Source organism: Evansella sp. AB-rgal1 (assembly GCF_041820985.1).
In the GTDB taxonomy this organism is placed as follows: Bacteria; Bacillota; Bacilli; order Bacillales; family Salisediminibacteriaceae; genus Evansella.
Genome location: NZ_JBGUAU010000041.1, coordinates 1 through 14,935, shown reverse-complemented (window position 1 = coordinate 14,935; position 14,935 = coordinate 1). Strand labels below are relative to the sequence as shown.

Sequence of the window (14,935 nt, the reverse complement as noted above, 5' to 3'; positions counted from 1 at the left end):
GAGTTTAAACAATGCCTAGTAAGATCAAAATTCTCGTTTTTCTATGTATCATCATTTTATTACTATGGTTAAATCACTCCTATTTGCAATTTAATCCAGTGGATATTCAACGCACAGTGCTGTCTTTTGGCTGGCTGGCTCCAATCGTTTTTATTGTAATGTTAACAATACGTCCATTTATTCTTTTTCCAGCATCTTTATTTGGCATCGCAGGAGGTCTTTCCTTTGGACCTCTTTTAGGGCCAATTGTTACATATATTGGTTCATTAATTGGAGCATCCATCTCTTTTTTAGTAGTAAGAAAATTTGGGGATGGTATTGTTCAGAAACAATGGAGAGGTAAAGGGGAGATCATTCAAAATAAAATTGAAGAGAATAGCTTTTATTATGTGTTAACCTTACGAATTCTTCCAATCATTAATTTTGATTTAATTAGCTATCTATCAGGATTGTCTCGAATAGAATATCGGCATTATATTCTAGCTACAATGATTGGGATTATTCCTGGAACATTGGCTTTTAATTTTTTCGGTGCAAGTTTTGTTCATGCAGACTGGGGAATGATTGCCATTACTATTTTTATGTTCCTTTTTGCTTTCATGATTCCATATCTTATACGAAAGAAATTAGAGAAGAAAAATATATCTATCGATTTTTTAATGAGAAAACTTAAGTAGTCTACACTGAAAATACCTGGGTTCATGGTAGTCAAACTTATCTATTATGACCAACTTTGTTGGTTTCTATTCCATTCGCTATTGCCAACTCCCTAATAGGCAAGCCTCCTCGAGGAATTCCGTCTAAGCACGTGCCCACGTCCTGTGGGCAACGGCGTCATGTCGACATCCTGTCTCCGCTCTGCGGTGTCTCGCCTCTACTCTACTCTACTTCCCACTGGAGTTCCGTGGGCATTCGCTTATTCCATATAAAGTTATTGTTACTAAAGCATATAATAGTGTATTTTCAATCTTATGGTGTGAAATTTTTGGTCTGGAATGTGTTACTAATAAAGGCTGTGTAAATGGTTCACTTGTGTTTTCTTATATAAAAAGAGTAGCCAATGAATAAAAATGAAATGATGGCAAGGTAGAGGACAGTAAAGCCTAACCAATCCATTCCTTCTATAATTGGAATAAATACAATCACTGCAATATTAACAACGATTAGTCTAATAAACCATGACTTAGTCATATGGGGGAGGAAGAGAAAGAAAATCCCTAGACTGAGTGCAAGTACAAATGTTGCTACCATAAAATATGGGTAAGCATTGATCATAGCTGTAGAATAAAACAAATAAAATAATCCAATTAGAAAGAAAAATAGTAAAACAAAGTAGTCCCTCATGTAAACAGTCCTTTTATCACAATATTAAGGATGTACCTTTTTCAATGGTTCAGATTCCGTTAATGCAGTGACAGATACTGCATTCTCTCTTAACAGATTTCTTTTATTAAATCTTATACGACTAAGTGTAAATACAAGAAGAGCAACCCAGATTAAGGTGAAAGAAAAAAAGTGTGTCTCCGTAAATACCTCATTATAGAGAAAAATACCTAACAGTAACATCATCGTCGGTGCAATATATTGAAGAAAACCTAATAAAGATAACGGGATCCGTTTTGCACCAATACTAAATAAAATGAGTGGAACAGCCGTAGCGGCACCAGATACGATTAGTAAGAAAAATGTTTTCATATCATCCATATAAACTACGGTCGGAGATATACCATGTTGATATACTAAAAATGAGAGTGCAATGGGTACTACTAACAAAGCCTCAATAGCAACACCATTCATTGCAGTTACGGAAACAACTTTTTTTATAAGTCCATATAAACCAAAACTTACAGCAAGAGTTATTGCAACAATTGGAAAAGTACCTAATGAAACTGTTAAGATAATTACTGCAATAGAAGCAAGAATTACAGAAAACCATTGTATTCTTAATAATTTTTCTTTTAGGTATACAACTCCTAATAAGACACTGACAAGGGGATTAATATAATAACCTAAGCTAGCTTGTAATACTTGATCATTTGAAACAGACCAAATAAACGTGTACCAATTAACACTTATTAATGCTGCAGCAAGTACCATTCCTATTAGTAATTGTGGCTTTTTTATAATACTTTTACACTCACTTATAAAGTGATTACTCCTTTTTGTAACGATGAAAATAAGTATCATAAATACGAACGACCATATGATTCGGTGTGCTAGAACTTCCTGTGGTACGATATGTTCCAACAATTTCCAATAAATAGGTAACGTTCCCCATAGTAAGTAAGCACTTGTTCCTGAAAGTGTTCCCCATTTTTGAGATGAATCTATCATTCAACGATCTCCTTAGTGTAATTTCATTTTACTTTTCAAATTGTTTTGCAATTCGTAAAACCTCTTCATAATCTAAATCTACTACAGGTTTTCGTGATAAAATCCGTTCTTTCATATCTAACAGTAGTTTTTTTTGTTTTTCATTAAGCTGCTTATCTGCCCATTCAAAATGAAGTATCGCATATAAATCACAATCTCTTAATCTCATAAATAAAGGAAGCTTTTTCAATTCTTCAAGTGGTAGATTCTGTTCAGATAAGTAGCCAGCAACATAGGTTGTCATGAATTTATTTGCAAATATTGTTTTCTCGTCTTCCGTTTCGTTAAACTGCCACGTTGAATAGTACAGTGGCATCGCAAGGTCATGAATAATATAATGATAGGAACAGTCATCAAAGTCAAATATCCACAACCGATCATTATCATAGAAGAAATTGCCTGAATGAAGATCAGTGTGAGTTAATAAGTATGTCTCTTCTGTTTTAAGTAAGGAAGTAATTTCATCAAAAAGCATTGTAACTTCCTGCTTAACATCGCCGTCATCTGGTAAGTAAGTGGCAAAGACAGTACTAGACATTTCCATATAATCATCTCTCTTTTTTATGGAAGGGGAGGGTGTATATTGTTTTGTAATTTTATGTAATTGACCAGTTGATTTTCCCCAATTATAAAAAAGTGCTGTATTATCTCGATTTTCCTCTAGTATAATTTGCTTTCCTTTTGCTTTTTCGAAAACACTTACAAAAAATGATGATTGATCAGTCGCTATTACTTCTTCTACTAATGAATTATTATTTGAAAAAACAGGTCCGCACACAGCAGCACCATTATTTTTCAAGAATAATAGCCAATCAAGTTCTGCTTCAATTTGTTTCATATTCCTGTGTGTGGAATGGCATAAACGAAGCACTACTTCCTTTTCATTTATCATTCCTCCATAAATGAAATTTTCAAAGCCTGCAAGTTCTTTTAATGTGGTATGACTAATATTATATAATCTAGCAGCTGAATGTAATACATCCGTCGAAAAACTTCCGATTGCTTCCTTTTTCATATAATCTACTCCTCTTTGAATAATGATTAAATAGACGCTAAATAAAACGAAAGGATACAAAAAAATTAACTATCAGGTCGATTTAAATGATGTTGAAGTTCTTCTAAGCAATCGTGAAAAGATAGTACTTCATAAAATACAACGGTTTTTGCATGGAAATGATGGAAAAATTCAGGGTCTTTGCGATGACCAGAACTATAATCATATTTTAAATACTGATCGAGCTCGTATATAACATAATAATGATCATCGGACATTTCCTCTTGCAGATTCTTTAAAGAAGAACGAATAAAATAAGATGCACGATCCAGTAAAACCATCTCATAATCTGTAAAGTCAATATCTTTATCTATATATTGTAAATTCCCTAAATGAAGACTCATTTTTTGTAATATGTTTAGTTGTCTTTTCAAAGATTTTAATAATCGAAATTCCCCATGATTAATTCGATGATATTTCCATTCAAGCTCTTGATAATTAGTCATCTCTTGCGTTTTTTCAATAGATCGTCTCAAACTGATATAACTGGAGAAAGGAATTTCCCGTTGTTTTGATGTGGTCTCATTATTTTTTAAATGCTCAATGGTTTCTGAAAAGACTTGTTGAATATCTTCATAATGATTTTTAATTTGATTGGTTATGAAGGGAACATATCTAGGAGGAAGGATTAATAAATTTACTAACGTCGATACCGTTAGCCCGATTGTAGTAGTTCCTAATCTTGTTATAAAAGCTAAGAAGAAATGATCATGTATGTCTGGTATCATAGCAACTGCTGTTAGAGTTGCAACGAGGGTCCCATGATGTAATTTTAACTTTTGACATAAAGTTATAGTTAATATTGCCGCTAACATGAAGGTTACTGGGGAATTCCCAAATAATGAAACAAATAAAACAGCAAAACCCGCCCCAATGGCAGATGCAGGAAAACGGACAACTCCCTTTTTTATAGAATCAGATGCTGTTGGTTCTAATGTAACAATTGCGGTAATAACCGCAAAAACAGCAGGTAAATCATACCTTAAGCAAATTGCAGCAGTAATAAAAACAGCAATACCAGTCTTAATAATCCTTTGTCCGATCCAACTATTATTATATATATAACGATAATAAAAAGTACGCATAAGAAGTCCACCTATTATGATCATATTACGGAAAGTAGTTTCATTGATTTATTATATCATTGTTGGATAAATTTATAATACGAATTTTCATGTTTGTTTACAGAGGGTATAGTACTTGTTATGGTATGATTATTCAGGAGTGAAATTCGACAGAGATAGATTAAAACAGACAAACAGTGAGAGAAGAGAGAGGTGAGTTTTTTGTCCATTTCATTTTTACTAGGACGCTCAGGAATGGGAAAAACCTCGAAATTGTTAGAGGAAATGCTTCATAAAACAAGAGAGAACCCACAAGGAGATCCAATCATATATCTTGTACCAGATCAAATGACATTTCAATCAGAAATGCAATTAATATCCTCTACACAAAAAGGGATGACGAGAGTACAAGTGTTAAGTTTTTCTAGATTAGCTTTACGAACTCTTCAGGAAACTGGGGGAATTTCTAGGCAGCATATACAATCTACTGGTATACAAATGGTTTTGCGAAAGATTGTCGAATCAGAAAAGCAACATTTTTCGGTTTTTGGAAAAACAACAGATACAAATGGCTTTATCGAGCAACTAGAACAAATGATTTCAGAGTTAAAAAGATACGATATTACATCTGAATCATTACGAGAAAAATACGATACTTTAGTAGAAAAACAGGATAAAAAACCGCAAGAAAAGATACTTCAAGAAAAATTACACGACATATCCATAATTTATAATCGCTTACAAGGAGAATTGGCAGAAAAGTATCTTGGATCAGAAGACTATTTAAAATTATTATCACAGCAAATTCCTAAGTCAACTTATCTGAATAAAGCTACTGTTATTGTTGATGGATTTCATAGTTTTACACCTTTAGAATTACTTGTAATAGAACAGCTTGTTTCAAATTGCAGAAATGTAACATTCTCTTTAACATTAGACAAACACTACGAAATCGATGAACATTTACAACAGCTAGATTTGTTTTTTGAAACAGCGAGAACCTATCAAAAGATTCGTCACACTTGTCGTCAGCTAAAATTGGATGTAAAAGAGCCTGTTATATTAAAAGATAGTCTACGATATCGATCTCATGCATTGAAACATCTTGAGCAATACTATGATGTAAGACCTACTGTACAAAGTGTAGATAATGATGGGATTTTTGTTATAGGAGCCGTTCACCGACGAAGTGAAGTTGAAGGCGTTGCGCGCGAGATTTTACACTTAGTTAGAGACAAGTCCTATCGTTTTCAGGATATGGCATTATTGTTGCGAAATACAAGTGATTATGGGGATTTACTTGAGACTGTGTTTGCCGAATATAACATACCTTTATTTATGGATCAAAAGAGATCCATGTTAAATCATCCAGTGATTGAATTTATTCGTTCCTCGTTAGAGATAATTCAAGGACATTGGCGTTATGAAGCTGTTTTTCGTTGCTTTAAAACCGATATGCTTTTTCCGTTGTCAGAACCAACAAGAATGATGCGAGAAAGAGTGGATAAGTTGGAAAATTATGTTCTTTCCTATGGTATACAAGGAGCTAGATGGGTTCAGAAGGATCCTTGGATATATCGGCGAGTACGAACGTCAGCGGACGAGGAACGTAATAGAACTGCCCAAGAGGACAAATTTGAAAAAGAAATTAATGAATTGCGAGCCCAATTAACAACGCCATTAATTTGGCTTGAGAAAAAAATGAAGAAAGCAACTTCACTCATGGAACGTTGTGAAGTGTTATATCATTATTTAGAAATGTGTGACATTCCTAAGAAACTAGAGATATTACGTGATAAGTCTCTTAACGAGGAAGATCTTCAAAGCTCAAGAGAACATGATCAAGTTTGGTCGGCAATTATTGATCTAATGGATGAGATGGTAGAAATGGCAGGAGACGAAACAATGTCGTTTTCTATGTTCCGAAACATGTTAGATACAGGATTAGAAGGCTTGAAATTTTCTATTATTCCACCAGCTATGGACCAAGTGATTGTTGCAGACATGGAGCATTCTCGTCTTACAAATATTCGCTGTGGATTTATGTTAGGTGTAAATGAAGGAACAATTCCAGCAAAGCCAAACGAGGGTGGAATTATTTCGGAGGAAGAACGAGAAAAGCTAGCTAAAGATGGAATGAGTTTGGCTCCAAGCAGTACAATGCAACTGTTGAATGAGTCGTTTCTTATTTATATGGCGCAATCCATACCATCAGAAAGGTTATATCTTACTTTTCCATTAGCTGATGAGGAAGGGAGAAGTCTACAACCTTCCATTATTTTAAAAAGAGTAAAAGATCTGTTCCCATCTCTGGAGGAGAAACTATGGTTTCATGAACCAGTGGATACAGATGTAGAGGAGCAATTTCAATTTATTAGTAACCCTCGTAAGACGTTGTCTTATGTAGCGTCTGAGCTACAGTCTTGGAAAAAAGGGTACTCTATACCAACCTACTGGTGGGATGTCTATAATTGGTACGCATCGAACAATAATTGGCATTTTCAAACAAAGCAGGTTCTTCATAGTTTGTTCTATGAAAACAAAGCTAATACACTATCAAATCAAGTAAGTCGAGAATTATATGGTGATCATATTCAGACGAGTGTTTCTCGAATGGAGCAATATCAAAACTGTGCATTTGCGCAATTTGCTACTTACGGCCTTTCATTACGGGAAAGAGAAACGTATAAGTTAGAGGCTCCTGATATTGGTACATTATTTCATGCAGCTTTAAAGGGGATGGCAGACCATTTAAAGAAAAATGGTAGAGATTTTTCTCAGTTAACAAAAGAAGAGTGTGCAAAGTTAGCAAAACATATTGTGAATGAATTAGCACCGAAAATTCAAAGAGAAATTTTACTCAGTTCAAACCGATACAATTATATAAAAAAGAAGTTGGAAGATGTAGTTGCAAGAGCATCTTCTGTACTTTCGGAGCATTCAAAATCATCCGGTTTTTCACCTGTTGGCTTAGAGATTGCATTTGGTCCTAATGAAGAACTTCCACCGTTACAGTTTAAATTAGAGAATGGTTGTACGATGGAGTTAATCGGTCGAATAGATCGAGTTGACCGTGCTGAAAGTGAAGACGGTGTGTTACTGAGGGTAATAGATTATAAATCTAGTAAAAAAGATGTAGATTTAATGGAGGTCTATTATGGTCTTTCGTTACAAATGCTCATCTATTTAGATGTTGTTGTATCGTTCTCAGAAAAGTGGCTAGGAGTAGAAGCTTCTCCAGCTGGAGTTTTGTACTTTCATGTGCATAACCCACTTATACAAGCGCAACAAAAGATGGAGGTAGACGAGCTAGAGGCAGCGCTTTTTAAAGAGTTTAAAATGAAAGGACTCATAAGTGCGAATCCAGAAGTAGCTCGACTCATGGATAATCATTTAGAAGATGGCAAATCTTCCAATATCATTCCAGCACAATTGAAAAAAGATGGTGGTTTCTCAAAAAATTCATCTGTTATTTCTAATCAAGAGTATATTACATTAAAAAACTATCTACGAAAAAAAGTAGAGCAAATAGGCTTAAAGATTACAGATGGAGCAATTGACATAAATCCAATGAAAACAAAGCAAAAAACAGCATGTACGTATTGTTCTTTTGCATCTGTTTGTCAATTTGACCCTACTTTAGAAACAAACGATTATAACCGTCTAGGTAAAATAGATAAAAAAGATGTTGTAAATAAAATGGAGGAAGAAGGAGGGGAAATAGTTGAAGATTAATCCAAAACCAGAAGGTGTAACTTGGACAGATGACCAATGGAAAGCAATTGATGCTTCAGGTAATAACATATTAGTTGCAGCCGCCGCCGGTAGTGGAAAAACGGCCGTTCTTGTAGAACGTATCATTCGTAAAATTGTGAATGAGCAAGTAGATGTAGATCGTTTATTAATCGTTACTTTTACGAATGCAGCCGCTGCTGAAATGAGAAATAGAATAGGGGAAGCTATTGAGAAGCAATTACAAAAGCAACCAACATCGTTACACTTACGTCGACAACTTACACTATTAAATCGTGCGAACATTTCTACCCTTCATTCATTTTGTATGAAAGTTGTTAGACAGTTCTATTATGAAATACAAATAGACCCTAGCTTTCGTTTACTAGATACTACAGAAGGTGAATTGATTCGAGAAGAAATACTAGATGACCTTTTTGAAGAAGAATATGGAAGAGAAAATAATGAATCTTTTTTCCAGGTAGTAGATAAATATAGCGGGGATCGTAGTGATGATGCATTACGTAATCTTATTCGAAAATTATATGATTTCTCTAGATCACATCCAGATCCTAACTACTGGTTAGAAGAAATAGTCAAAACGTACGAGTTACAGAATGTAGAAACGTTAGAAGACCTTCCGTGGACGAACGAATTAGTTTCTGATGTTAAGTTACAGCTAGAGGGTGCCTTGTCTTGGTTAACAAAAGCAATGGAATTAACAAAGGAACCTGCTGGACCAGCAAAATATAGTGAAACATTGGAAGATGACATTCGATATGTAGAAAGTTTATTACAAGCATCAACGTGGAACGACATGTACAACGGTTTTCAACAGAATGGTTTTGAAACAATAAAAAGAATCACGAAAAAGGATCTTGTGGACGAAAAATTGAAAGAGCGAGCAAAATCATTACGTGATTCAGCAAAAAAACAAGTAGAGACTCTAAAGAGCGATTTGTTTCTAAAAAAACCAAATGAATTCATGGAAGAGTTAAAAGAAATGGCTCCCTCCGTTGGAAAAATCGTGGAATTAATAAAAGCTTTTTCTGAGCGATATATGGAGGAAAAGCGAGAAAAAGCTGTATTAGATTTTAACGACTTAGAGCATTTTTGCTTAGCGATACTTGGTAAAAAGAATCACGATGGAGCGATGGAAGCAACACGTGCTGCTTCAGAATTTCAAGAACATTTTGTGGAAGTATTAGTGGATGAATATCAAGATACAAATCTTGTACAGGAAACAATTGTCTCGTTATTATCAAAGGGCAATAATCGTTTTATGGTTGGAGATGTAAAACAAAGTATTTACCGATTTCGATTGGCGGAACCTTCTTTATTTTTACACAAATATAAGGTGTTTCAGAAAGAAGGAGAGAATTGTGATGGGTGGCGAATTGATTTAGCTAAAAACTTTCGAAGCCGTTGTGAAGTGTTAGATGCAACGAACTATGTGTTTCGGCAAATTATGGATGAAACAGTAGGAGAAATCTCTTATGATGAAGATGCAGAATTACGTTTGGGAAACAGAGACTATCCAGATCAATCAGGCTTAGAGGCGGAAGTAGCGATTATTAACAAAGGTACCCCATTGGAAGTGCAGGATCCCACAGATGACCAGCTACCATTAGAAGAAGATTTAGAAACATCTCAGATGGAAACGCGATATATTATTAAGCAAATTAAAAAATTAATTCAACAACAGCATAAAGTGTATGACAAAGATGTAAAAACAACGAGACCTGTAATGTACCGGGATATCGTTATTTTGATGCGGTCCATGCCATGGGCAGCTACAATGATGGATGAATGTAAAAAAGAAGGTATCCCAATTTACGCTGATTTATCTACGGGGTATTTTGATGCAGTAGAAGTACGGGTCATGATGTCATTACTTAAGGTTGTTGACAATCCGTATCAAGATATTCCGTTAGCGTCTGTACTTCGATCACCTATTTATGGTTTTAATGAACAACAATTAGCTCACGTTCGAATTATAGACCGTCACGGATCATATTATGATGCGTTAAAAAAATCAGCAGAGCAATCACCAGATGTAGAAATAAAAGAAAAAGCAAGCCACTTTATAGAGCATCTAGAGCGTTGGAGATCAAGAGCGCGAACTAGTGCTTTATCTCAATTAATTTGGGAGATATATGGAGAAACTCGGTATTTCGATTATGTTGGTGGAATGTCTGGTGGGAAACAGCGACAAGCGAATTTGCGGGCATTATATGATAGAGCAAGGTCCTATGAAGCTACATCATTTCGTGGGTTATTTCGATTTTTACGGTTTATTGAACGAATGCAGGAAAGAGGCGATGATCTAGGCACAGCAAGAGCATTAGGTGAACAAGAAGATGTTGTTCGAATTATGACGATACACAAAAGTAAAGGGTTAGAATTTCCGATTGTATTCGTTGCAGGAACAAACAAAAAATTTAATATGCAAGATATGCGAGGTTCCTATTTACTTCATAAAGATTTAGGATTTGGTTCAAAATACATTGATCCGAAATTGAGAGTAGCATATCCATCTTTACCTCAGCTAGCAATAAAAAAACGAATGCAACTTGAGGCATTAGCAGAAGAAATGCGAGTTTTATATGTAGCGCTAACTCGAGCAAAAGAGAAGCTTTATCTCGTTGGAACTGTGAATGAAATAGAAAAGACTTTGGATAAGTGGAAGGAATTTAGATATGAACAACAGTGGTTACTTCCAGCAGTAGACAGACAAAAAGGGAGTACTTATTTAGATTGGATTGGACCAGCTGTATTACGTCATAAGTCTGTACAAGAAACGTTATTTCCAGATGAATTGATATCTTTTGATGACGTGTATCACGACAATTCGAAATGGAATGTAACGATTGTTGAACAAGGAGACATTCAAAGTATTCAAGAAGAAAAAGTGAGCGCGGAAGATACGATTGAAACGTATATATCTAAGTTAGAACCAGTTCCGTTTCAGTCAGAAGAAAAGGAGAAAGTATTTCATCGTTTAAACTGGAAGTACCCATATGAGAAAGCAGCAAAACATCGCTCTAAACAAACAGTAAGTGATTTAAAGCACCAGTTGATGGATGAATATAGTGAAAAACCATTCCGTAGTAGTTTTCGATCGGAATATGCTGATAGACCTAAGTTTCTGCAAAAAAAATCACTAACATCAGCAGAAACTGGTACAGTTATGCATGCGATGATGCAACATATATCTTTACAGGGTCAACCTAACGTAGAATCTATTGAAGAAAAGATATTTTTTATGATTGAAAACGAATTAATTACGAAAGAACAGTCAGAAGTGATAAACATTGATCAAGTGGAACAATTTTTTGGTTCCAATGTTGGAAAGAGATTGCTCTCTGCACAGTGGGTTGAGCGGGAAATCCCTTTTAGTTTAGGAATTCCTTCATCACAAGCGTATCCTGATTGGACAGAGAATGAAGATGAAACAGTTCTTATTCAGGGGGTTGCTGACTGCGTTTTTAAAGATGAATCCGGTAAAATAATATTACTAGATTACAAAACGGATTCAATAACAGACCGTTTTAAAGGGGGATTTCAAGAAGCATATCCTATTCTAGTAGATCGCTATCGTCTACAAATCTCTCTTTATAAGGAAGCACTAGAAAAAAGTTGGAATGAGTCTATCGACGAAGCCATTGTTTACTTCTTTGATGGGGGTCACGAAGTAAACATGAATGATATTGATTGATGAAAAATTTTTATGGTAGAGGGGGAACGGGATGAAGCCTCTGAAACTGATTATCAAAGGTTTACACAGCTTTATAGAGAAACAAACGATAGACTTTGAATCATTATGCGAGGAAGGGATTTTCGGCATATTCGGACCCACGGGTAGCGGAAAATCCACAATCCTCGATGCCATAACGTTAGCACTATATGGTGAGGTTGTCCGTGCAGAAAATAAAACAAATGGGATACTACATCATAGAGAAGATACTTTATTTGTATCTTTTATGTTTCAGCTAGGTCAAAACGAGCAGAGAAAACGATATGTAGTTGAGAGAACGTATAAAAGAAGAGGAGATATAACTATTCATTCTGAATCAAGTAGTTTTCTTGATATTACTTCCAAGCCTATTGTACTTGCTGAGAGGGAAGATGATGTAAATCATGCAGTAGAGGAATTGTTAGGTCTCAACATCAACGATTTTATTAGTGCAGTCTTTTTGCCACAAGAGAACTTCTCAGAATTTTTATTGGCAAAAGGACCTAATCGTAAAAGATTGCTACTATCTTTGTTCCATATTGAAAAATACGACAAAAGTCTCATTAGAAATCTAAAATCTCATAATACAAAAGTCGAGCAGTCAATTGAATTTATTGAAAAGGATAACCAAGAGAAACGTTTACGGTCGATGAAAACGAATGATGATCAAAAAAATGCATATCTATTGTTAAAGAAAGAAAAGGAAGAGTTACAAAACATTTATACATTACTAGTAGAGAAGAAACAAGACATAGAATCCATGATAGTTAAAATGGACAATTCGAGGGAAGCTGAAAAATTATTACCTTATTTGAAAGAATTAGAGAATAATTTCATAGAAACGCAAAGATTACAAAAGCAACGAGAGCAAGCGGAAAAAGATTTAGCAGACTATATAAATCAAGTGGAAGATGTAGAATTGCAATTTCTAGAAGCGGAAAGCAAAAAAGAGAAAAATGAGACCGCTATTCAGCTAGAAATTGAGGAACTGAAGAAAGTAAAGCATCAACAAGAAACAGTGAAGATAGAGATGCAACATATGGTTAGTGTAGAAAAACAATTTCTTGAAAAAAAATCATCTTATGAAGAAAAGGTGAAATTATTAAAAATAGCAACTGAAGAACGAAAATGGTATGAGCAAAAGCAGCTTGAGTTAAAACAAAAGTTAGCAAATGTAGAATTAGGATTAAAAGAAAAACAATTAGTTTTCGATGCGATGCAGAATATGCAAGATGTAGATATGGCATTGACAAGGTATATGGAGATGGATAGAGAAATTCATAATCTGGTCAGAAAAAATAATGAGGTTGAATCGGAACTCGAAGAGCATGGACAAACGATAATGGATATAGAGCAAAATTTAACTAAACGTTTTCAACAGATGTTTCATTGGTACAACCGTATATCCAGTGAAGAAAGAGATTGTACGTTATTACAAAATTTCTTAAGAAATTTTAAGATAGATATTGAAAAGGAAAATCTTCAGATTTTAGTGGAAAACTTAAGAACGCAACTTGTTGTTGGGAAACCTTGCCTCGTTTGTGGTGCCAATCACCATGAGTTTATGGAAGACCAAACGACAGTTAGTGAGGAGCAACAGGACATCTCATGGGTTGAAACTATGATAGAAGCTGTTCAGACACATAGAAGTGAATTGGAAAGATTAAAGTGGATATTGGATAACACTTCTGCTAGATTAAGCGATGATTTAACAAGAAAAGTTAGTTTACCCGATGAAGAAAAAGAACATGGAGAGTCCATTACATTTACTGAGTTAACGAGACGAAAAGAGATAGAAGATCTTTGGTATAAACGAAATCGATTATTTCTTAAAGAAAAAGAAACGATTGAAAAATTAATAAAACCGATAGACTCAATCCTTGTTCATTATCAAGAAGAAAAAGAAAACTATGTAGTAACATCTTCTGAACAGAAACGCGTTCACGAACAGATATCAAAAGGAAAATCGAAGCTGGCTTACCTAAAAGAAGACTTCAAGAGTAAAAAAGAAAGTTGGTTGCAACGTTATTCTCCTCTAACACTAGAAACAGTGCAGAAGAAAATTGATGAAATTCAAGATAAAGAGGAACAAGCAGTATTCATAAGAAAAAGAATTGATAATAGTGTACCATTTATCCTAGAAAAGCAAGATGAGATTGCATTCCTTTCAAACGAAATTCATGAACTGAAAGTGAAATATACACATGATGAATTAAAACTAAATTTCCATCGACAACGGATAACCGAATTAGAGAAAGAAATTTCTCAGGTTATTGGTAATGAAAACGTTAATACAGTAATGGACCAAAAAGTAAGACAATTACGTATTCTTCGCGAAAACTATGAGGAAACTATAACTCTCTGGAATGAATGTAATGATATGAAAAACAAACTTATGCAAAAAGTTGCAATACAAGCAGATATAGTAAATCGTAGACAACAAAAGTATAAGCTTGCTAAAGACTCGTGGGAGGAAGAGCTTGGAAAATCAACCTTTACCTCTATTTCTTCTGTAAAAGAGTCTCTTTTATCTGTGAATGAAAAAGAGGAGTTTGCGAAAAGACTTACTGCATGCAATGAGTTTGTTGCCGAAGAGCTATTTAGCCAGGTAAGTAAGCTTGCATCGAAATACTTATTGATTTTTACTAGCGGTCGTTATGAAATGGAAGTAGATACTGCAGAGGTTTTTCTATTTCGAGATAATGAAAAAGGAGGAGTTAAACGCCCATATTATTCGTTATCAGGTGGAGAAATGTTCCTAACTTCCTTAGCTTTTTCCATATCTTTCAATGAATGCATACAGTTAAAAGGGGAGCATCCACTACAGTGTTTTTTTATTGATGAAGGATTAGGAACGTTAGATCACGAAAAACGTATTATTGTTATTACAGCACTTTTAAAACTCTCTTCCGATTCGTTGTTCTCAATTGGAGTAATAAGTCATGACCCCGAAGTAAAAGCAAATATTAGAAGGAA

The 14,935-nt window shown here is 34.7% G+C and carries 8 protein-coding genes; 4 read left to right on the top strand and 4 right to left on the bottom strand.

The genetic code is table 11. The features are described 5' to 3' along the window. Window positions 1-11 precede the first annotated feature (11 nt). The gene (locus tag ACERII_RS23400) at window positions 12-677 is read left to right on the top strand and encodes a TVP38/TMEM64 family protein (protein WP_373645400.1); all 666 of its coding nucleotides are present in this window, start codon (window positions 12-14) and stop codon (window positions 675-677) included. A gap of 349 nt (window positions 678-1,026) precedes the next feature. On the opposite strand, the gene ACERII_RS23395 is transcribed toward ACERII_RS23400, so the two are convergent. The 4 genes from ACERII_RS23395 to ACERII_RS23380 all read right to left on the bottom strand — a co-directional run bounded on the left by ACERII_RS23395 (window position 1,027) and on the right by ACERII_RS23380 (window position 4,512). Beyond that, complete coding sequence (locus ACERII_RS23395; RefSeq protein WP_373645399.1) at window positions 1,027-1,344, bottom strand: hypothetical protein; 318 nt, start codon at window positions 1,342-1,344, stop codon at window positions 1,027-1,029. Between the two features lie 24 nt (window positions 1,345-1,368). Further along, entirely contained in the window at window positions 1,369-2,334 is a 966-nt protein-coding gene (gene rarD / locus ACERII_RS23390) for an EamA family transporter RarD (protein ID WP_373645398.1), read from the bottom strand. A gap of 28 nt (window positions 2,335-2,362) precedes the next feature. Continuing rightward, window positions 2,363-3,388 (bottom strand): phosphotransferase enzyme family protein, encoded by a 1,026-nt coding sequence (locus ACERII_RS23385; protein ID WP_373645397.1) that lies wholly within the window; start codon window positions 3,386-3,388, stop codon window positions 2,363-2,365. Between the two features lie 65 nt (window positions 3,389-3,453). Further along, window positions 3,454-4,512 (bottom strand): FUSC family protein, encoded by a 1,059-nt coding sequence (locus tag ACERII_RS23380; protein WP_373645396.1) that lies wholly within the window; start codon window positions 4,510-4,512, stop codon window positions 3,454-3,456. A 192-nt stretch (window positions 4,513-4,704) separates the two neighbouring features. Here ACERII_RS23380 and addB point away from each other — a divergent pair, with 192 nt between their 5' ends. The 3 genes from addB to ACERII_RS23365 all read left to right on the top strand — a co-directional run. After that, window positions 4,705-8,226, top strand: coding sequence for a helicase-exonuclease AddAB subunit AddB (gene addB, locus ACERII_RS23375; protein WP_373645395.1), 3,522 nt, complete (start codon window positions 4,705-4,707; stop codon window positions 8,224-8,226). Further along, window positions 8,216-11,941 (top strand): helicase-exonuclease AddAB subunit AddA, encoded by a 3,726-nt coding sequence (gene addA / locus ACERII_RS23370; RefSeq protein ID WP_373645394.1) that lies wholly within the window; start codon window positions 8,216-8,218, stop codon window positions 11,939-11,941. The genes addB and addA overlap by 11 nt, the downstream gene beginning before the upstream one ends. A gap of 31 nt (window positions 11,942-11,972) precedes the next feature. Further along, the coding region (locus tag ACERII_RS23365; protein WP_373645393.1) for an AAA family ATPase at window positions 11,973-14,935 on the top strand (2,963 nt) is incomplete at its 3' end.

Excerpts from the sequence above, each read along its gene's own strand:
- rarD (WP_373645398.1), bottom strand. The coding sequence starts at position 2,334 with ATGATAGATTCATCTCAAAAATGGGGAACACTTTCAGGAACAAGTGCT.
- ACERII_RS23385 (WP_373645397.1), bottom strand. The coding sequence starts at position 3,388 with ATGAAAAAGGAAGCAATCGGAAGTTTTTCGACGGATGTATTACATTCA.
- ACERII_RS23395 (WP_373645399.1), bottom strand. The coding sequence starts at position 1,344 with ATGAGGGACTACTTTGTTTTACTATTTTTCTTTCTAATTGGATTATTT.
- ACERII_RS23380 (WP_373645396.1), bottom strand. The coding sequence starts at position 4,512 with ATGCGTACTTTTTATTATCGTTATATATATAATAATAGTTGGATCGGA.
- ACERII_RS23400 (WP_373645400.1), top strand. The coding sequence starts at position 12 with ATGCCTAGTAAGATCAAAATTCTCGTTTTTCTATGTATCATCATTTTA.